This window comes from Variovorax sp. Soil_C_12, assembly GCF_057657375.1.
Window position 1 is genome coordinate 340181 of sequence record NZ_JBDGIO010000003.1, and the last position, 18499, is coordinate 358679.

General features: G+C 68.1%; 18 protein-coding genes and 2 tRNA genes. 6 read left to right on the top strand and 14 right to left on the bottom strand.

All coding sequences use genetic code 11. The annotated features are described in order from the left end of the window. Nucleotides 1–3: 3 nt before the first annotated feature. Together AC3A6X_RS10335 and surE are read right to left on the bottom strand one after the other, a co-directional pair. Nucleotides 4–777 carry a protein-L-isoaspartate(D-aspartate) O-methyltransferase gene (locus AC3A6X_RS10335; RefSeq protein WP_487842096.1) on the bottom strand — a complete coding sequence of 258 codons (774 nt, stop codon included), beginning with the start codon at nucleotides 775–777 and terminating at the stop codon, nucleotides 4–6. Nucleotides 778–779: 2 nt separating this feature from the next. Continuing rightward, nucleotides 780–1544: a 5'/3'-nucleotidase SurE gene (gene surE / locus AC3A6X_RS10340; protein WP_106560087.1), complete on the bottom strand. Its 765-nt coding sequence runs from the start codon at nucleotides 1542–1544 to the stop codon at nucleotides 780–782. Between the two features lie 122 nt (nucleotides 1545–1666). On the opposite strand from surE, the gene AC3A6X_RS10345 reads away from it, so the two are divergent. Next, entirely contained in the window at nucleotides 1667–2653 is a 987-nt protein-coding gene (locus AC3A6X_RS10345; RefSeq protein WP_487842097.1) for an NADPH:quinone oxidoreductase family protein, read from the top strand. 64 nt (nucleotides 2654–2717) lie between these two features. Here the strand turns inward: AC3A6X_RS10345 and AC3A6X_RS10350 are convergent, their stop codons facing one another. The 7 genes from AC3A6X_RS10350 to AC3A6X_RS10380 all read right to left on the bottom strand — a co-directional run bounded on the left by AC3A6X_RS10350 (nucleotide 2718) and on the right by AC3A6X_RS10380 (nucleotide 7867). Continuing rightward, on the bottom strand, nucleotides 2718–3116 hold the full coding sequence (locus AC3A6X_RS10350) for an H-NS histone family protein (RefSeq protein ID WP_487842098.1): 399 nt from the start codon (nucleotides 3114–3116) through the stop codon (nucleotides 2718–2720). Between the two features lie 60 nt (nucleotides 3117–3176). Beyond that, nucleotides 3177–3252: transfer RNA gene (locus AC3A6X_RS10355), tRNA-His, on the bottom strand. Between the two features lie 30 nt (nucleotides 3253–3282). After that, nucleotides 3283–5211, bottom strand: a complete 1929-nt coding sequence (locus tag AC3A6X_RS10360) for a peptidylprolyl isomerase (RefSeq protein WP_487842099.1) — start codon at nucleotides 5209–5211, stop codon at nucleotides 3283–3285. Between the two features lie 62 nt (nucleotides 5212–5273). Continuing rightward, nucleotides 5274–5349, bottom strand: a tRNA-Val gene (locus AC3A6X_RS10365). Between the two features lie 16 nt (nucleotides 5350–5365). Continuing rightward, nucleotides 5366–5638: an HU family DNA-binding protein gene (locus tag AC3A6X_RS10370; RefSeq protein ID WP_007830705.1), complete on the bottom strand. Its 273-nt coding sequence runs from the start codon at nucleotides 5636–5638 to the stop codon at nucleotides 5366–5368. 244 nt (nucleotides 5639–5882) lie between these two features. Then, on the bottom strand, nucleotides 5883–6968 hold the full coding sequence (locus AC3A6X_RS10375) for a tartrate dehydrogenase (RefSeq protein WP_106560091.1): 1086 nt from the start codon (nucleotides 6966–6968) through the stop codon (nucleotides 5883–5885). Beyond that, nucleotides 6965–7867, bottom strand: coding sequence for an alpha/beta fold hydrolase (locus tag AC3A6X_RS10380; protein WP_487842100.1), 903 nt, complete (start codon nucleotides 7865–7867; stop codon nucleotides 6965–6967). The genes AC3A6X_RS10375 and AC3A6X_RS10380 overlap by 4 nt, the downstream gene beginning before the upstream one ends. Nucleotides 7868–7941: 74 nt before the next feature. Here AC3A6X_RS10380 and AC3A6X_RS10385 point away from each other — a divergent pair, with 74 nt between their 5' ends. Next, complete coding sequence (locus AC3A6X_RS10385) at nucleotides 7942–8889, top strand: LysR substrate-binding domain-containing protein (protein ID WP_487842101.1); 948 nt, start codon at nucleotides 7942–7944, stop codon at nucleotides 8887–8889. Between the two features lie 12 nt (nucleotides 8890–8901). On the opposite strand, the gene AC3A6X_RS10390 is transcribed toward AC3A6X_RS10385, so the two are convergent. Genes AC3A6X_RS10390 through uvrC form a run of 3 tightly spaced genes read right to left on the bottom strand, consistent with a single transcriptional unit; the run spans nucleotide 8902 to nucleotide 12362 of the window. Further along, nucleotides 8902–9744: a DMT family transporter gene (locus tag AC3A6X_RS10390; protein WP_487842102.1), complete on the bottom strand. Its 843-nt coding sequence runs from the start codon at nucleotides 9742–9744 to the stop codon at nucleotides 8902–8904. Between the two features lie 41 nt (nucleotides 9745–9785). Beyond that, complete coding sequence (pgsA, locus tag AC3A6X_RS10395; protein WP_487842103.1) at nucleotides 9786–10352, bottom strand: CDP-diacylglycerol--glycerol-3-phosphate 3-phosphatidyltransferase; 567 nt, start codon at nucleotides 10350–10352, stop codon at nucleotides 9786–9788. A 45-nt stretch (nucleotides 10353–10397) separates the two neighbouring features. Beyond that, on the bottom strand, nucleotides 10398–12362 hold the full coding sequence (uvrC, locus tag AC3A6X_RS10400) for an excinuclease ABC subunit UvrC (protein ID WP_487842104.1): 1965 nt from the start codon (nucleotides 12360–12362) through the stop codon (nucleotides 10398–10400). A 66-nt stretch (nucleotides 12363–12428) separates the two neighbouring features. On the opposite strand from uvrC, the gene earP reads away from it, so the two are divergent. The 4 genes from earP to AC3A6X_RS10420 all read left to right on the top strand — a co-directional run bounded on the left by earP (nucleotide 12429) and on the right by AC3A6X_RS10420 (nucleotide 15963). Further along, nucleotides 12429–13499 carry an elongation factor P maturation arginine rhamnosyltransferase EarP gene (gene earP / locus AC3A6X_RS10405; RefSeq protein WP_487842105.1) on the top strand — a complete coding sequence of 357 codons (1071 nt, stop codon included), beginning with the start codon at nucleotides 12429–12431 and terminating at the stop codon, nucleotides 13497–13499. 136 nt (nucleotides 13500–13635) lie between these two features. Further along, nucleotides 13636–14190 (top strand): elongation factor P, encoded by a 555-nt coding sequence (gene efp, locus AC3A6X_RS10410; RefSeq protein ID WP_309904780.1) that lies wholly within the window; start codon nucleotides 13636–13638, stop codon nucleotides 14188–14190. 61 nt (nucleotides 14191–14251) lie between these two features. Continuing rightward, a complete protein-coding gene (locus tag AC3A6X_RS10415; protein WP_487842106.1) occupies nucleotides 14252–15028 on the top strand; it encodes a crotonase/enoyl-CoA hydratase family protein in 777 nt (258 codons plus the stop codon). Between the two features lie 68 nt (nucleotides 15029–15096). After that, entirely contained in the window at nucleotides 15097–15963 is an 867-nt protein-coding gene (locus AC3A6X_RS10420; protein ID WP_106560105.1) for an LOG family protein, read from the top strand. A gap of 27 nt (nucleotides 15964–15990) precedes the next feature. Here AC3A6X_RS10420 and AC3A6X_RS10425 read toward each other — a convergent pair whose 3' ends face one another. After that, entirely contained in the window at nucleotides 15991–17151 is a 1161-nt protein-coding gene (locus AC3A6X_RS10425; protein ID WP_487842107.1) for an MFS transporter, read from the bottom strand. Continuing rightward, entirely contained in the window at nucleotides 17148–18497 is a 1350-nt protein-coding gene (locus AC3A6X_RS10430) for a DNA recombination protein RmuC (RefSeq protein WP_487842108.1), read from the bottom strand. Before AC3A6X_RS10430 ends, AC3A6X_RS10425 begins: the two co-directional genes overlap by 4 nt. Between the last annotated feature and the right edge of the window lie 2 nt (nucleotides 18498–18499).

The window sequence follows — 18499 nt, forward strand, 5'->3', positions numbered from 1 at the left end:
CCTTCAAGCAATTCCCGATTTTAGGGGGACAAAGTGAACCGCCTCAAGAACGCGGCGCTCGAGTCCGCGAGCGGTCTTGTCGATCACGACGAGGGACTGTCCACCCGCCGCCGACTGCGTCGGCGCGACGATGCGGCCGCCGACGGCGAGCTGCGCGAGCCACGCCTCCGGCACTGCATCGCCGCCTGCCGCGGCGATGATGCCGGCATAGGGCGCACCCTTCGCATAGCCCACCATGCCGTCGCCGAGAAGCAGGTGCACGGTGGCCAGGCGGAAGTGGCGCAGATTGGCACGCGCGCGCTCGTGCAGGCCGCGCAGGCGCTCGATGCTGTAGACCTCCGCCGCGACATGGCTCAGCACAGCAGCCTGGTAGCCGCAGCCCGTGCCGATCTCGAGCACGCGCCCAAGCCGATCGCCAGGCTTGTTCGCGAGGGCAGGCGCGCCGAGCAGCAGCTCGATCATGCGCGCCACCACGCTGGGCTTCGAGATGGTCTGGCCCAGCCCGATCGGCAAGCTGGTGTCTTCGTAGGCCTGGTTGACCAAGGCGCTGTCGACGAAGCGATGGCGCTCGACCGTGCTCATGGCGCGCAGCACGCGCGCGTCGGCGATGCCCTGCGCGGCAAGCCGCTGGACCATGCGCGCGCGCACCGCGTCGGAGGCCATCGACGGCGTGTGATGAACGAGCGGCTTCGCAGGAACGGCCGAAGTCCGCCCACGCGTCGCCGCGGACGCGGTGGGCGTGAGCCGCACGGGAAACCCGGGCCGTTGGCTCGCCATGGTCAGGAGAGCTCGCCCAGCCGCGCCACGGTCTCGCGCCACTGCCCCAGGTGCGCGTGGTCGGTCAGGTCGATCTGTAACGGCGTCAATGCGATGTGGCCGGCAGCCGTCGCATGGAAGTCGGTGCCCTCGCCGCTGTCCTTGGCGCCGCCCGCGCCGGCGATCCAGTACATGGTCTCGCCGCGCGGGCTGTCCTGCGTGATGACCTTCTCGGCGGCATGGCGGCGCCCCAGCCTGCAGACCTTGATGGGCTTGAGCTCCTCGAAGGGCAGGTTCGGCACGTTGACGTTGAGCAGGAAGGCCGGCCCTGCGAGCATGCGCTCACGCTCGATCTGTTCGACCAGCCGCCGCGCCGCGCGCGCCGCAGCGTCGACATGCGCCCAGCCCTTCTCGATCTGGGAGAAGGCGATCGCCGGAATGCCGAAAAGGTACGCCTCCATGGCGGCGCCGACGGTGCCCGAATAGATCGTGTCGTCGCCCATGTTGGCGCCGTTGTTGATGCCGGACACCACGAGGTCGGGCCGGTAGTCGAGCAGCCCCTTGAGCGCGATGTGCACGCAATCGGCCGGCGTGCCGGTCACATAGCGAAAACCGTTGTGTGCCTTGTGCACATACAGCGGCGCCGCGAGCGTGAGCGCATTCGACTTGGCGCTGTTGTTGTGCTCGGGCGCCACCACTTCGACTTCCGCCATCTCCTTGAGCGCATCGTGCAATGCAACGATGCCGGGAGCCTGGAAGCCATCGTCGTTCGAAATCAGTATCTTCATGGCGTTGGTAGTGCGCGCGATTGTAGGCGGCGGGCGCGTCACGACAGGGACAATGCCCGCCTGCGGTCCGGCCTATCATGGCCCGGATCCGTTGCCCCAGATTCACCCAAGGAGACCCGAGCATGCACGCATGGCTCTGCGAAAACCCGACCGGCGTCGACGCGCTGACCTGGAAAGAACTACCGACCCCCACGCCCGGCCCGGGCCAGGTGCTGATCGAGATCAAGGCGGCCAGCCTGAACTTTCCCGATCTGCTGATCGTGCAGAACAAGTACCAGATCAAGCCACCGCTGCCTTTCGTGCCGGGATCCGAATATGCCGGCGTGGTCTCGGCCGTCGGCGAAGGCGTCACCCACTTGCGCGTCGGCCAGAACGTCGCCTGCCTGTCGGGCACCGGTGGCTTCGGAACCCACACCCTGGCGCCCGCGGCGCTCTGCATGCCGCTGCCCGAGGGCTTTGGCCATGTCGATGCGGCCGCTTTCATCATGATCTACGCGACCTCCTGGCACGCGCTGATGGACCGCGCACAACTCAAGCCCGGCGAAACCGTGCTGGTCCTGGGCGCGGCCGGCGGCGTCGGCACCGCCGCCATCCAGATCGCCAAAGCCGCAGGTGCCAAGGTGATTGCCGCGGCTTCGACGGACGAGAAATGCGCGCTGTGCAAATCCATCGGAGCGGACCTCACGATCAACTACACCACCCAGGCGCTTCCCAATGGCTTTCGCGATGCCGTGAAGGCCGCGACGGACGGCAAAGGTCCGGACGTGATTTACGACCCCGTGGGCGGAGAATTCGCGGAACCCGCATTCCGCTCCATCGGTTGGCGGGGGCGCTATCTGGTGGTGGGTTTCGCCTCGGGGCCGATTCCCTCGCTCCCGCTCAATTTGATGCTGCTCAAAGGCGCATCGCTGGTCGGCGTGTTCTGGGGCGATTTCGCCAAGCGCGAACCCAAGGCCAATGCCCAGATGATGGCCGAATTGGCGAAGTGGTACGGCCAAGGCAAGATCAAGCCGGTGATTGACCGCACCATGCCCATGGCAGAGCTCAAGGCCGCCTATGCGCACATGGGGTCGCGCGGGGTCAAGGGCAAGCTCGTCATGGTCAACTGAGGGCACCGTTGCCTCCATTGAAAAAGCCCGCAGCGCGGGCTTTTTCAATGGAGAGGACAAAGACCTAGCGGATCTCGAAGTCCGACAGCGATTTGCCGGCGGCCAGCGCCTCCGTGATCCAGCGCGGCTTGCGTCCACGTCCACCGGACCAGGTTTCGCCGGTCGGGCTGCGGTACTTTGCAGCGGACTTCACCGCCGCGACGGGAGCTCCGCGACGGCTGCTGCGCGCTGCGAGCTTCAAATCGGCCGCCGTCAGGCCGTATTCGGCGATCTTCTTGCGCAACTCTTCGACCACGCCCGCGCGCTCTTGATTGCGCAGCTCCTCGGCTTGCTTGCGCAATTGCGCAATCTGCTCGTCGTGCTTCTTGATCTGGGAATTGATGTCGGCAAGTGTTGAGGCCATCGGTGAAAGCTCCTCCGAATTAGGAAGTCCGAATTCTAATTCAAGTCCGAATTGCCGCAAGCGCGGCCGGCCCCAAAAAAAACGCCGGTCGATTGACCGGCGCTTTTCATCAAAGGATTTTGGGGTGGCTGATGGGACTCGAACCCACGACGACCAGAATCACAATCTGGGACTCTACCAACTGAGCTACAGCCACCGCAGAGCCCGCAATTGTAGCCGGAAAAAACTAGCGCCCGACGACGATGCCCGCATCGACCGGTTTCGGCACCAGAATCTCAGCCTTGAACCGGCTCTTCAGCAGTTCGTAGTAGGCAGCGGCTTCCGCCGCGGCCGTGGTCATTGCGACCTGCTGGGTTTCCTGCTGCGCCGCCTCAGGTGCAGGCGGCGTGCGCGGCACGGCCTTGTTGACGCGAACGACGGCATAGCCTTGCGCGCCCAGATCCACACCCACCAGCGAGGGCAGCTTGGCCGGGTCGGCGCGCAACGCACTCTCGATGATCGGCGTGGGCTGCGACTGCGCGTCGAGCCGGGAAACCGTCACCGCCGCGCCGAAGTTCGCGCCGGCCGCGTTCGATTGCCACGCCGCGAGCTTGGCCTCGCCTTCGGTCTTGGCCAGCGCTCCCGCGCGCTCGGCGACGAGCTGTGTGCGAACCTTGTCCTTGACCTCGTCGAAAGGCTGCGCCCGTGCCGGCGAGTGCTGTGTCACCCGTCCGGATGCGAGCTGATTGGGGCCGATCTCGATCGCCTCCGTGTTGTGCTTGCGCTCAAGGGAATCGGCGGCAAACAGGGCGCTCAGGAAATTGCGGCTGGCCAGGGCGCCCGTCGCGCCGGGCGCCGGCGTGCGCGCCACCTTGTCCGCAGTCCGGACCGTGAGCTTCAGCTTGTCGGCCGCCGGCTTCAGGCTGTCCGGCTGCTGATAGACCGCATCGGTGAAGGTCTCCGCCGCCTTGGCGAACTCCTGCGTGGCCTGTTGGCCGCGGACCTCGTCCTCGATCTTCGCGCGCACCTGCTCGAAGGGCGCCACCACGCCCGGCTTGATGTCGTTGAGCTGGATGACGTGGTAGCCGAACTCGGACTCGACCACGTCGCTGACTTCGCCCTTCTTGAGCGCGAACATCGCATCCTCGAACGGCTTCACCATCGCGCCGCGCGTCACGAAGTCGAGATCGCCGCCCTTCTCCGCCGAGCCCGGGTCCTGCGAATTCTTGCGCGCGAGCTCGGCGAAGCTGCCCGGCGCCTTCTTGATCTCGGCCAGCAATTGCTGCGCCTTCTCGCGCGCCTTTTCACGCTCTGCGGCAGGAGCTCCCGAGGGGGCGGTGATCAGGATGTGGCTGGCACGCCGTTCCTCCTTCGTGCCGAAGCGCTCCTTGTTCTGTTCGTAGTAGGTCCGCAGGTCAGCTTCGTTGACGGCGATGTTCTTCTTGGCAGCGTCGAGATCCAGCACGAGGTATTCGATGCTCGCCTGCTCCGGCACCTGGAACTGCGCAACGTGCTGCTTGTAGTAAGCCTCCAGATCCGCATCGCTCACATTGACCTTCGCCGCGAACTCGCCGGGGGCGAAACGCGCGACCTGGATCTCGCGCCGGTCATAGAAGGCATTGAGCGTCGCGGCGGCCTGCGCCGGCGCTGCGAAGGCCGTGTCCGCGATGCCCTTCAGCACCTGCTGGCGCGTCATCTGCGCAGCGAGCGCGGCCTGGTGCTGCTCGGGTGTCATGCCCGTGGCGCGCAGGAAGAGCTCGCGGTCGAACTGGCGCTTGCCATCCTTGACGACCACGAAGCTGGCCAGCCCCGGGTCGTTCTGGAAGATCTCCAGCTGCCGCTGCTCCGTCACGACAAAGTGATCCTGCGCCGCGGCGGCCGCCAGTACGCGGTCGCGCACCATGCGCTCCAGCGTCGCGAAGCGTTCCGTATCGGTATCGAACATCGCCGCATCCACGTCCGGCCTTTGCTGGCGAATGCGATCGATGTCGTTGCGATGCTGCGCGTCCCAATCCGGACGTCGAATGCTCTCGCCCGCCACGCTGGCGACCTTCTCGCCCTTGTCGCCCGAACCGCTGTAGCGATCCAGCACGCCGACCACCACGAAAGACGGCACGATCAACAGGAACAAGACGACCATCAGGACTTTGTTGTGCTGTCGGATGAAATCGAACATGGATGGGTGTCTCTGTAGCGAAAAACAAAAAAGGCGAACTGCTTGTTCGCCTTTGCATCGGTTGGTGGGTGCTGAGGGGTTCGAACCCCCGACCTACGCCTTGTAAGGGCGCCGCTCTACCAGCTGAGCTAAGCACCCAACCGGAAACCGTTCATCAGTTCAGCGCGTCTTTCAGCGCCTTGCCGGGACGGAACTTCGGGATCTTGGCGGCCTTGATTTTAATCGCGTCGCCGGTGCGTGGATTGCGACCCGTGCGCGCAGCGCGTTTGCCCACAGCGAAAGTACCGAAACCGACGAGCGAGACCGAGCCGCCCTTTTTGAGCGTCGTACGAATGGCGCCGATCGTCGATTCCAGGGCACGCGTGGCGGCGGCTTTGGAGATGTCGGCGTTTTTTGCGATGTGCTCAATCAGTTCGGTTTTGTTCACAAGGACCCCTTGTAGGAAAAGATAGTTGATCGGGTAGCGTCAGAAGCGGTGCCGGCCCCGTGACGATGCCACGGGGTCCGATGAAGAAAAAAGGATGGCAGTTCTGACGCGCCGGCAGCGCACTGCCGAGAAGGATTACAACCACTGGTCCACAGGGTGTCAATATGACACTCACCCGTGCAATCCAGCGAGGACCGCGATTCTAGTGGGGTTTCGCGCCGGTCCTCTTTCCGGCGCTTGGCGCTCAGAGCGCCTGCGCGATCGCGCGGCCCAGGTCGGCCGTATTCGCATTGCCGCCGATGTCCGGCGTGCGCGGCGCCCCGCTCGCCGGTGCCAGGACCTTCTCGATCGCAGCCAGGATCGCATCGTGCGCGTTCTTGTGGCCCAGGAACTCGAGCATCATGGCCCCGCACCAGATCTGGCCGATCGGATTGGCGATGCCCTTGCCCGCGATGTCGGGCGCCGAACCGTGCACCGGCTCGAACAGCGAGGGCGTGGTGCGGTCCGGGTTCAGATTGGCGCTCGGCGCGATGCCGATGGTGCCGGTGCAGGCCGGGCCCAGGTCGGAGAGGATGTCGCCGAACAGGTTGCTGGCCACCACCACGTCGAAGAAGTCGGGACGCTGCACGAAGTGCGCCGTCAGGATGTCGATGTGGAACTTGTCGAGCTTGACGCCCGGATAGCTTTTCGCCATCTCGGCCACGCGCTCGTCCCAGTACGGCATCGTGATCGAGATGCCGTTGGACTTGGTCGCACTGGTCAGGTGCTTCTTCGGCCGCGACTGCGCCAGCTCGAAGGCGAACTTGAGGACGCGGTCAACGCCGGTGCGCGACATCACCGTCTCCTGGATGACGATCTCGCGCGCGGTGCCTTCGTACATGCGCCCGCCGATGCTCGAGTACTCGCCCTCGGTGTTCTCCCGCACGATGTACATGTCGATCTCGCCGGGCTGCCGCAGCGTGCCGTCGCGCCGCACCACCGGCGCGATGATGCCGGGCATCAGGCGCGCCGGCCGCAGGTTGATGTACTGGTCGAACTCGCGGCGGAACAGCAGCAGCGAACCCCAGAGCGAGACATGATCCGGAATCTTCTCGGGCCAGCCCACGGCGCCGAAGTAGATCGCGTCGTGGCCGCCGATCTGCTCCTTCCAGTCGTCCGGCAGCATCTTGCCGTGCTTCTCGCAGTAGTCCCAGCTGGAGAAATCGAAGTGGTCGAAATGCAGGTCGATGCCGAACTTGCGGGCCGCGGCATCGAGCACCTGCAGTCCCTCGGGCATGGTTTCCTTGCCGATGCCGTCGCCGGCGATGACTGCGATGCGGTGCTTGCTCATGGTCTCTGTCCTTGGTCTGTGTACTGGAGAAAGAAAGGCAGCGCCTCGGCCAGCAGCTCGCTCGGCGCCTCTTCGGGAACGTAGTGGCCGCAGGGCAGCGCGCCGCCCGACACCTCGAGGGCGCGCTCGCGCCACAGCGCGAGCACATCGAAGCAGCGGCCGACCACGCCATGCTCGCCCCACAGCACGCGCAGCGGCTGGGCGAGCTTGCGGCCGGCGGCGACGTCCGCGCGATCGTGCTCGAGATCGATGCTCGCCGACGCGCGGTAGTCCTCGCACAGAGCCTGCGCCGTGCCCTCGATCGCGAGGCAGCGCTCGTACTCGGCCAGGGCGTCGGGGGCGAAGGGTGCCAGCCCCGCATGACGCCCGCCCATGACGCTGCGCACATAGCGCACCGGGTCGGCATCGATCAATGCCTCGGGCAAGGGGGGCGGCTGGATCAGGAAGAACCAGTGCCAGTAGGCGCGCGCAAAGGCTTCCGTGGTGTTCTCGTACATCGCGAGCGTGGGCGCGATGTCCAGCAGCATGAGGCGCTCGACTGCAGAGGGATGGTCCGCCGCCAGCCGATGGGCCACGCGCGCGCCGCGGTCATGCGCGAGCACGCCGAAGCGGTCGAAGCCGTGGTGCTGCATGGCGGCCAGCGCATCGAGCGCCATCTCCCGCTTGCTGTAGCGCACATGCTGCGCATCGGCCGCCGGGCGCCCCGAGTCGCCATAGCCGCGCAGATCGATCGCGATGACGGTGAAGTGCTCCGCCAGCGCCGGCGCCGTGCGATGCCAGATGGCATGCGTCTGCGGATGGCCGTGCAGCAGGAGCAAGGGCGCGCCACGCCCGCCGATCCGGCCATGCACGCGGACGCCGTCGCGCGACAAATCGAAGTTGGAGAAGAAGGTGAACACAGCGGAATTGTGCGTTGCGCCCCGCGCCGGAGCAAGCAACAATGAGCCAATTGATACTTTCCAAAATGGCAGCAATGGATCGCGCAGATCTCGAACTCGTGACAGCCATCCGCGACCGCGGCAGCCTCGCAGGGGCGGCGGCGGTGCTGGACGTCGTGCCCTCCGTCGTCACCAAGCGCCTGGGGGCGCTCGAGGCGCGGCTCGGGCAGCGCCTGTTCGATCGCACCACGCGCCGGCTCAGCGCTACCGCCGAGGGCGAAACGGTGTGCCTGCATGCCCAGTCCCTGCTGCAGGGCTTCGCGGCTCTGGAGAACGAGCTCGGCGAGCGGCAGAACGAACTGGCGGGCTCGATCCGGCTGGCCGCGACCTTCGGCTTCGGCCGACGCTGGCTCGGCCCGGCGCTGGCAAGCTTCCAGGCCCGCCACCCGGCGCTGCAGATCCAGCTGCAGCTGACCGAGCAGTTGCCCGAGCTCGGCGCGGAAGGCTACGACGGCGCTGTCTGGCTGTGGCCGGTGCAGCGCCGCCATGCGGGCGATTGGGTCACGCGCCGCATCGCACGCAACCAGCGCGTGCTCGCGGCTGCGCCCGCCTACCTCGAGCGGCGAGGCCGCCCTGCCGACCTCGCCGCGCTGGCAACGCACGACTGCCTGGTGGCACGCGAGAACGGCGGCGAGGCGGGCGATCGCGATGCCACGCTCTGGTCGCTGCGCAGCGCCAGGGACGGCAGCATTGCGCGGGTGCGCGTGCGCGGCCCGCTCGCCAGCAATTCGGGCGAGCTCGTGCGCGACTGGTGCCTGGACGGCCACGGCATCATGCTGCGAAGCCTGTGGGACATCGCGCCACAAGTGGCGTCGGGCGAGCTGGTGCAGTTGCTGCCGCAGTACGCGATGCCGGACGCCGACATCCAGTGGGTCGCCCCCTGGCGCCCCAAGACGCCGCGGCGCGTGCGCGCGCTGGTCGATTTCCTGCTCGAAGGCTTTCGCAGCGAGCCGTGGAAGCCTGCGGCCCGCCGCGCTCGCTGAGCAGGGGCCGGTTCAGCGCTCGCCGCGCACCACCAGGCTCACGCCCGCGGCCGTCAATGCGATGCCCACCAGCGTCGGCACGGTGATCGGCTCGGCAAACAGGAGCCAGGCCATCAGCGCCGTGCAGGGCGGCACGAGGTACAGGAGGCTGGTCACCGCCGTCGCGGTCCCGCGCTGGATCAACATGTAGAGCAGCGAGCTGCCACCCAGCGACAGTGCCAGCACCGACCAGGCCATGGCGCCGCCGGAGTGCAGGTTCCACTGGATGCTGTCGGCCTCCAGGGCCGCGAAGGGCAGCGTGGCCAGCAAGGCGGCGGCGAGCTGGATCGCGCCCGCGATACGCACATCGCAAGGCGCGACGAAGCGCTTCTGATACAGCGTTCCGGATGTGATGGAAATGAGCGCCATCAGCGCCAGCCCCATCGTGAGCGCATTCACCTCCCCGCCCTGTCCCAGCTTGCGCAGCACCACCAGCACCAGCCCGGCGAAGCCCAGCGCAAGGCCGGCCCATTGGCGGCGCGAAATCGAGCCACCGCGCATCGACAGCCACACGGCCGTGAGCACGGGCTGTACGCCGACCAGCAAGGCGATCAGCCCCGAGCCCATGCCGGCCCGGACCGCGGCCCACACGCCGCCGAGGTAGCCCGCCTGCATCAGGATGCCGGTGACCGCGAGATGCGCCCACTGCGCGCGCTCGCGCGGCCAGCGCACGCGCGCCGCCCACACCCAGACCAGAAAGCACAGCACCGACAGCGCATAGCGCACGGCGAGGAACTTGAGCGGCGGCGCATAGGGCATGCCGTAGCGCGCCACGATGAAGCCGGTGCTCCAGATCAGCACGAAGACCGCGGGCATGGCCCGCACCCATCCGGACGCCGCCGGTACCGCAGCCGCCGTCATTTGGCCCGGGCCCGGATCTCCGGTATGGCCTTCTGGAGGTAGTAGACCATCGACCAGACCGTGAGCACGGCCGAGATCCAGATCAGCCACTGCCCCCAGGTGCCGGTGTCGATCACGCCGAACAGGAGGCCGTCGAAAAGCAGGAAGGGGATCGCCACCATCTGCACCACGGTCTTGATCTTGCCGATCATGTGGACCGCCACGCTCTTGCCGGCGCCGATCTGCGCCATCCATTCGCGCAGGGCGGAGATGGCGATCTCGCGGCCGATGATGATGAGCGCCACGAACACGTCGGCGCGGTTCAGGTGCACCAGCACCAGCAGCGAGGCGCACACCAGGAACTTGTCGGCCACCGGATCGAGGAAGGCACCGAAGGCCGAGGTCTGGTTGAGCCGCCGGGCGAGAAAGCCGTCGAGCCAGTCGGTGGCGGCAAACACGATGAACATCACCGTGGCCACGAGGTTGCGCATGGGCTCGCTCAGGGGCAGGTAGAACACCCCCACGATCAGCGGAATCGCGACGATGCGCGTCCACGTCATGATGGTCGGAAGCGTCCAGAACATGAAGGCGAGTATATGGCCCGCCCCACGCTTGTCCGCTTGGCGATCCTAGTGAAGCGCCCGGTAGATTTCTTCCGCCAACTCGAACGCGATGCCGTCGACCGAGGCAATGTCTTCGACGCTTGCAGCCGCCACGCCGCGGATCCCGCCGAAGCGTTGCAGCAGGCGCGCCCGCCGCTTGGGTCCGATGCCGGGAATGTCCTCCAGCTGGCTGCCGCCCACGCGCACCTTGGCCCGCTTCGCGCGCATGCCGGTGATGGCGAAGCGATGCGCCTCGTCGCGGATCTGCGCAACGAGCATCAGGGCCGCCGAGTCGCGGCCGAGGTAGACCTTGTCGCGGCCGTCGGCGAAGACCAGTTCCTCCAGGCCGACCTTGCGGCCTTCGCCCTTCTCGACACCGATGATCAGCGACAACGGCAGGCCCAGCTCGCTGAACACCTCGCGCGCCATCGACACCTGGCCCTTGCCGCCGTCGACCAGCACCAGGTCCGGCATGCGCGCGCCGCGCGTACCGGGCCGGGCATCGCTGCCGGCGCCGGCCGCGTCGCCCGCGGGCGGCGCGTCGGTCTCCGCCGCCATCGCCTCGGCCAGCTTGCCGTAGCGGCGATGCAGCACCTGGCGCATCGCCGCGTAGTCGTCGCCGGGCGTGATGCCGTCGATGTTGTAGCGCCGGTACTCGCGGTTCTGCATCGCGTGATGCTCGAAGACCACGCAGGAGGCCTGCGTGGCCTCGCCCGCCGTGTGCGAGATGTCGAAGCACTCGACGCGGAAGTTGTCGAGCTCGTCGGGCGCCAGCTCCAGCGCGTCCACCAGCGCGCGCGTGCGCGCCTGCTGCGAGCCTTCCTCGGCCAGCAGCCGCGCGAGCTGCAGGCCCGCGTTGGTCAGCGCCATCTCCAGCCAGTGCCGGCGCTGCTCGCGCGGCTGGAACACGGCCGTCACTCGCGTGCCGGCCTGCTGCGAGATGGCCTCGATCAGCTCGCGGCCCACCAGCTCGCTCAGCACCAGCGTGGGCGGCACCGGCACGTCGATGTAGTGCTGGGCGATGAAGGCCTCGAGCACCTGGACCTCGACCGATCCGGCGAAGGCGCCGGCGGCCTCTTCGCCTTCGACATCCTGCGTGCCGTACTGGATCTGCGTCGCGTCTTCCACGTGAACCGGAAAGTAGGCGCGGTCGCCCAGGTGCCGGCCGCCGCGCACCATCGCCAGATTGACGCAGGCCTTGCCGCCCTGCACCTTCACGGCAAGGATGTCCACGTCCTTGTCGGAGGCGATCTCGACCGACTGCTGGTGCAGCACACGCGACAGCGCCGACATCTGGTTGCGCAGCTCGGCCGCCTGCTCGAACTCCAGCTTCTCGGCATGCGCCGTCATGCGGGCCTCGAGCTGGGACAGCACCGCCTGCGTGTCGCCCATCAGGAAGGCCTCGGCGTTGGCCACGTCCTGCGCATAGGCCTCGGGCGTGATGTAGCCCACGCAGGGCCCGGTGCAGCGCTTGATCTGGTAGAGCAGGCAGGGCCGGGTGCGGTTGGCGTACACCGTGTCCTCGCAGGTGCGCAGCTTGAAGACCTTCTGCAGCAGTTGGATCGATTCCTTCACCGCCCAGGCGCTCGGATACGGGCCGAAGTAGCGGTGCTTGCGGTCCACCGAACCGCGGTAGTACGCCAGGCGTGGAAAGCTGTGCGACGCGATCTTGAGATAGGGGTAGCTCTTGTCGTCCCGGAACAGGATGTTGTAGCGGGGTTTGAGCGTCTTGATCAGGTTGTTCTCGAGCAGCAGCGCCTCGGCCTCGGAGCGCACCACGGTGGTCTCCATGCGGGCGATCTTCGAGATCATGTGGCCGATGCGCGTGCCGGCGTGGTTCTTCTGGAAATAGTTGGCAACGCGCTTCTTCAGGTTGCGCGCCTTGCCCACGTAGAGCACCGCGCCCGTGGCATCGAAATAGCGGTAGACGCCGGGCAGTTGCGGCAGCGCCGCGACCTCGCTGAGCAGTTGATCGGAATGCGTGTCTGACATCGGGCGCTATTGTGCTGGCGCGATCCTGCGCGGGTCGCCGGGGAACGGGCTGTAGAGTATCCCGCGATGCGCTGGGACATTTTCTGCAAGGTCATCGACAACCATGGCGACGTCGGCGTGTGCTGGCGCCTGGCGTGCGGGCTCGCGGCCGCGGGCGACACGGTGCGGCTGTGGATCGACGACGCGTCGGCGCTGGCGTGGATGGCGCCGCAGGGCCATCCGGGTGTCCACGTGGTCGCCTGGACCGCCGCCGGCGCCGCGCAGGAGGCCGCCGCCGCGCCGCCGCCCGACGTGCTGATCGAGGCCTTCGGTTGCGATCCCGCGCCCGAGCTCGTTGCGCGCTTCGCGCAGCCGGCGCCTCCCGGCGCGGCGCGACGCGTGTGGCTCAACCTCGAATACCTCTCCGCCGAGCCCTATGTCGAACGGCTCCACGGGCTGCCCTCGCCCGTGTTCAAGGGCCCGGGGGCGGGCCTGACCAAGCACTTCTTCTACCCCGGCTTCACCCCTTCGACGGGCGGGCTGCTGCGCGAGGCCGACCTGCCGGCGCGCCGCGAGCGCTTCGACCGGGCCGCCTGGCTCGCTCGGCAGAACATCCCCTGGAACGGGGAGCGCCTGGTCTGCCTGTTCTGCTACGAGCCGCCGGCGCTCGATGCGCTGCTGGCCCACTTCGAGCATTCGGGCGAGCCGACCCGCCTGCTGGTGACCGCCGGCCGCGCCTCGCGCGCCCTGCCGCCCGGGCCGGCCCAGCGCGGTGCGCTGTCCATCACCTGGCTGCCCTACTTGACCCAGGAGGATTTCGACCACCTGCTGTGGGCCTGCGACCTGAACTTCGTGCGGGGCGAGGATTCGCTGGTGCGCGCCCTCTGGGCCGGCGCGCCCCTCGTCTGGCAGATCTACACCCAGGACGACGACGCCCACCACAGCAAGCTCGATGCCTTCCTCGACTGGCTGAAGGCCCCGCCCGAGCTGCGCCGCCTTCATCACCTCTGGAACGGCATGGCCGCGGGCGAGCTGCCGGAGTTCGGCCCGACGAGGCTTGCGCCCTGGCAGGCCGCCGTCGCTGCAGCACGCGATCGCCTGCTCCAACAGGATGGCCTTCTGCGGCGTTTGCGGCAGTTCGTCGCCCAAAAAAGTTAGAATTGCGGGCTTTGCGGATTTCCGGCCCGGGCCTTTCAGGCACTGCCGCACTCATCCGCTGAACCCGCCGCGGTGAATGTGTCAAGGGATCCAGGCCACAGACACGCCGAGCGGCCAACATCCAGAGACCCTGACTATGAAAATCGCTCAAGAAATCCGCGCCGGCAACGTGATCATGCACGGCAAGGACCCGATGGTCGTCCTCAAGACCGAATACAGCCGCGGCGGCCGCAACTCCGCCACCGTGCGCATGAAGCTCAAGAGCCTGATCGCGAACTTCAACACCGAAGTCGTGTTCAAGGCCGACGACAAGATGGAGCAGATCGTTCTCGAAAAGAAGGACTGCACCTACTCCTACTTCGCCGACCCGATGTACGTCTGCATGGACAGCGAATTCAACCAGTACGAGGTCGAGGCCGAGAACATGGGTGACGCGCTCAACTACCTCGAGGACGGCATGCCGGTCGAAGTGGTGTTCTACGACGGCAAGGCCATCTCGGTCGAACTGCCCACCAGCGTCGAGCGCGAGATCACCTGGACCGAGCCGGCCGTCAAGGGCGACACCTCGGGCAAGGTGCTGAAGCCCGCCAAGATCGCCACCGGCTTCGAGGTTCCCGTGCCGCTGTTCGTCTCCCAGGGCGACCGCATCGAGATCGACACCCGCACGGGCGAATACCGCAAACGCGTCTGAGCGGCTCCCGCGCTTGCGTCAAAAGGCTCCTTCGGGAGCCTTTTTTGCGTACGCTCCGGCCATGGACAGCCCTTCCGTACGCACCGAGATCGATGGCCCGGTCAGCACCATCGTCATGAGCCGCCCGCGGCAGCGCAACGCGGTGGACCGCGACATGGCCGAGCGGCTGCGCGAGGCCTTCGAGCGCTTCGAGGCCGACGACAGCCAGCGCGTGGCGGTGCTCTGGGGCGAGCACGGAACGTTCTGCGCCGGCGCCGACCTGGGCGCGGTGAACGACCCGGCGCGCCGCAACGAGCTCGATCCCGAGGGCGGAGGCACCGGCCCCATGGGCCCCACGCGCATGGCGCTGGCCAAGCCCTTGATCGCGGCCATCAGCGGCCACGCGGTGGCCGGCGGCCTCGAGCTGGCGCTGCTGGCCGACCTGCGGGTGGCGGAAAGCAGCGCCGTGCTGGGCGTGTTCTGCCGCCGCTTCGGCGTGCCGCTGATCGACGGCGGCACCGTGCGCCTGCCGCGCCTGGTCGGCATGGGCCGCGCGCTGGACCTGATCCTCACCGGCCGCCCCGTCACGGCCGACGAGGCGCTGGCGATGGGCCTGGTCAACCGCGTCGTGCCCGAAGGCACGGCCCGCGAGGCCGCCGAGGCGCTCGCCCGTGAGCTGGCCGCCTTTCCGCAGCAATGCATGCTGGCCGACCGCGCCTCCGCTTATGGCCAGTGGGACCTGCCGCTGGCCGAGGCCCTGCGGCAGGAGGGGCGGCGCGGCGTGCCCATCGTCGCGGCGGAAGGTGCCGCGGGTGCGGCCCGCTTCGTGGGAGGCGCGGGCCGCCACGGCCGCTTCTGAGCCTCTTTTCCATTTCAGGCCCGGATCCTGCTGCGCGCACAATCCGAGACTCGCCTTGACGACAGACCATGCCCAACAACACACACGACCTCCACAACAAGCGCCTCGCCGATGCCTGGGCCACCCTCCAGGCCCACGCCGACAAGGGCCTCCCCCTCCACGCCGACCCCTCGCGACTCGCCTTCGCCGACCCCGAGTTCCTGTTGCGGCGCGAAACGCGCGGGCTGCGCATGCAGCTCGAACTCATGAAACCCGATCTCGAGATGCGCGCCCACGGCATCGAGAACACGGTGGTGGTGTTCGGCAGCGCGCGCTTCCGCAGCGAGGAAGAGTCCGGCGCCCTGATCGCCCAGGCCGATGCCGCTGGCGACGCGGTCGCTGCCGCGCGCTGGCGCAAGCTGGCGCGCAGCTCGCACTACTACGAGAAAGCGCGCGCCTTCGGCAAGCTGGTCGCCCAATACAGCGACGACAAGGACCCGGAGGACAAGCTCTTCGTCGCCACCGGCGGCGGCCCCGGCATCATGCAGGCCGCCAACCGCGGCGCCTACGAGGGCGGCGGCCTCTCGGTCGGCCTGGCGATCGCGCTGCCGATGGAGGAGGAGGCCAATCCCTACGTCACGCCGGCGCTGAGCTTCAAGTTCCACTACTTCGCCATCCGCAAGATGCACTTCATGATGCGAGCGAAGGCGCTGGTGGCCTTCCCGGGCGGCTTCGGCACCCTGGACGAGCTGTTCGAGGTGATCACGCTCGTGCAGACCCGCAAGGCCCGGCCGGTGCCGATCGTGCTCTTCGGCTCGGACTACTGGAAGCAGCTGATCAACTTCGATTTCCTGGCCGAGGAAGGCGTGATCTCGCCCGAGGACGTGAGGCTGGTCGAGTACGTCGACACGCCGCAGGACGCGTGGGACGCGATCAAGCGCTTCTACAAGCTCTGACCCGTGCCGGCGCGGGCCTGAGGCCTCTCAGGCCTTCAGGCCCCAGACCGCCCGCGTCCCCAGCGCCACCACCCCGCCGGCCAGCCAGAACACGCCACCGATGCCGATCAGCGCGCCGATCGAGCCGAACAGCATCGGCATGGCGACGCTGGAGGCGTTGATGGTCATCAGCCGCAGCCCAAGCGCCTCGCCATGCCGCGCATGCGGCGTGATCTGGTGCAGCATGCTCATCACCATCGGCTGCACCGCGCCCAGCGCGAAGCCCAGCACCACCGAGCACGCGCCCATCGCAGGCGCCGACGACAGCAGCGGATAGACCGCGAACACCATGGCCGTCACCACGGAGGAAGTGGCGATCACGCTGCGCTCCGACGCGCGCGCGGCCAGCAGGGGCAGCACGATGCGGATCACCGCCGCGGCGATGGCGAAGGCGCCGAGGATGGACCCGATGACCGAGGCGCCCAGCCCGCGCTCGTGGCCCAGGATGGGCAGCAGGAAGGCATGCACGTCCCAGCTGGAGGACTGCAGCCAGTTCACGAACAGCAGGCGCCGGAACATGGATTGCCGCAGCAGGTCCCAGGCGCGCGGCCTGGCGCCGCCTTCCACCGGCGCGATGCGCGGCAGCTCCTGCGTGCGGCGCGCGAAGAGCCAGCCCGCAAGCGGCAGCAGCGCCAGCACGGCGAAGGCGATGCGGAAGCCCGGCAGGTCGGCCGGACTGCGGCCCGCATGGTCGATCAGCAGGCCGGCGCAGAACGGGCCGACGAAGTTGGCGACCGCCGGCGCGATCGCCAGCCAGCTGAACACCTGCTTGAGCTGCACCGGGTTGCTTGCCGCGCGCCCGACATGGCGCTGCAGCGCAATGACGGCCGCGCCGGTGGCGCCGCCGGTCAGCAGCGCCGACAGGCACAGCACCGGGAACGAGGGCAGGACGGCGGCCAGCGCGGCCCCCGACGAGGCGGCGATGACCGCCAGCATCAGCGGCCGCTTCAGCCCGTGCCGATCGGCAAAGCGCCCGGCCGGCAGCGCCAGGAACACCTGGGTCAGCGCGAACAGCGCGATCAGCAGGCCGACTGCGGCCGCGCTGTAGCCCTCTTGCAGCGCCAGCAGCGGCGCGCCGAGGCGCATGCCGGCCATGGCCGCGTGCAGCAGGATCTGCGCCGCGATCAACCGCAGCAGTTCGCCGCTCACGTCCCCAGTTCGCCGTCGTCGCCGGCCGGCAGCAGCGCCTGCGATTGCGCCTCCGGCAGCGCCTCGACCTTGCGCAGCGCCAGGCGCATCTGCTTGGCGCGGGTGTCGGCCTTGTCGAGCGTGTCGGAGGCCTTGGCCACCTGCTCCTTGATGCGCGCCACCCATTCGCCGTAGCGCTCGAACTCGGTCTTGACGGCGCCGAGCACCTTCCACACCTCAGAGGCCTGCTGCTCCAGCGCCAGCGTGCGGAAGCCCATGTGCAGGCTGTTGAGCATCGCCAGCAGCGTGGTCGGCCCGGCCAGCGTCACGCGGTGCTGGCGCTGGATCGCGTCCATCAGCCCGGGGCGGCGCAGCACCTCGGCATACAGGCTCTCCACTGGCAGGAACAGAATCGCGAAGTCGGTAGTGTGCGGCGCGGCCAGGTAGTTCTCGGCGATCGAGCGGGCCTCGCTGCGGATGCGCGCCTCGAGCGCGCGAGCCGCAAGCTCGGCGGCGCCGGCGTCGATGCGCTCATGGGCATCGAGCAGGCGCTCGTAGTCGTCGCGCGGGAACTTGGCATCGATCGGCAGCCAGACCGGCGCGCCGTCGCTGCCGCGGCCGGGGAAGCGGATCGCGAAGTCCACGCGCTGGCCGCTGCGCGGCTTGGTCTCGACCTGACGGGCGTACTGCTCGGGCGTGAGCACCTGCTCGAGCAGCGCCTCCAGCTGCACCTCGCCGAACACGCCCCGCGTCTTCACGTTGGTCAGCACGCGCTGCAGGCTGCCGACGCCGACCGCCAGCGTCTGCATCTCGCCCAGGCCCTTGTGCACCTGCTCCAGCCGGTCGGCTACCTGCTTGAAGCTCTCGCCGAGCCGGGCCTCGAGCGTGCTCTGCAGCTTCTCGTCGACGGTCTTGCGCATCTCGTCGAGCTTGGCGGTGTTGCTCTGCTGGAGCTGCGCGAGCTGGGTCTCCATCGTCGCGCGCACCTCGGCCAGCCGCCGCGCATTCGATTCGGTCAGCCCCTGCAACTGGGTGTTGAGGGTATCGGCCAGCGTCTTCTGCAACAGGCTCAGTTGCTGCGCGAAGGCGTCGATCTGCGCGTTCTGCGTGCGGGTGGCCTCGGCCCCCTGCTGCACCAGCGCCTGCTGGAAAGTCGCAAAGGCCTGGCTCGTCTCCTGCCGCGCGCCGCGCGACGACTCGCCGATCTCGTGCCGCAGCTCGCGTTCGATGCGCTCGTTGGCCGCACCCAGCGTGGCGACCAGGATGCTGTGGTCGGGTGCCGGCGGCTTGCGCAGCAGCAGCCAGACCAACAGGACGAGGTTGAAGACGGCGAGGCCGATCAGGATCCAGGGTTCCGGCAAAGGCATGA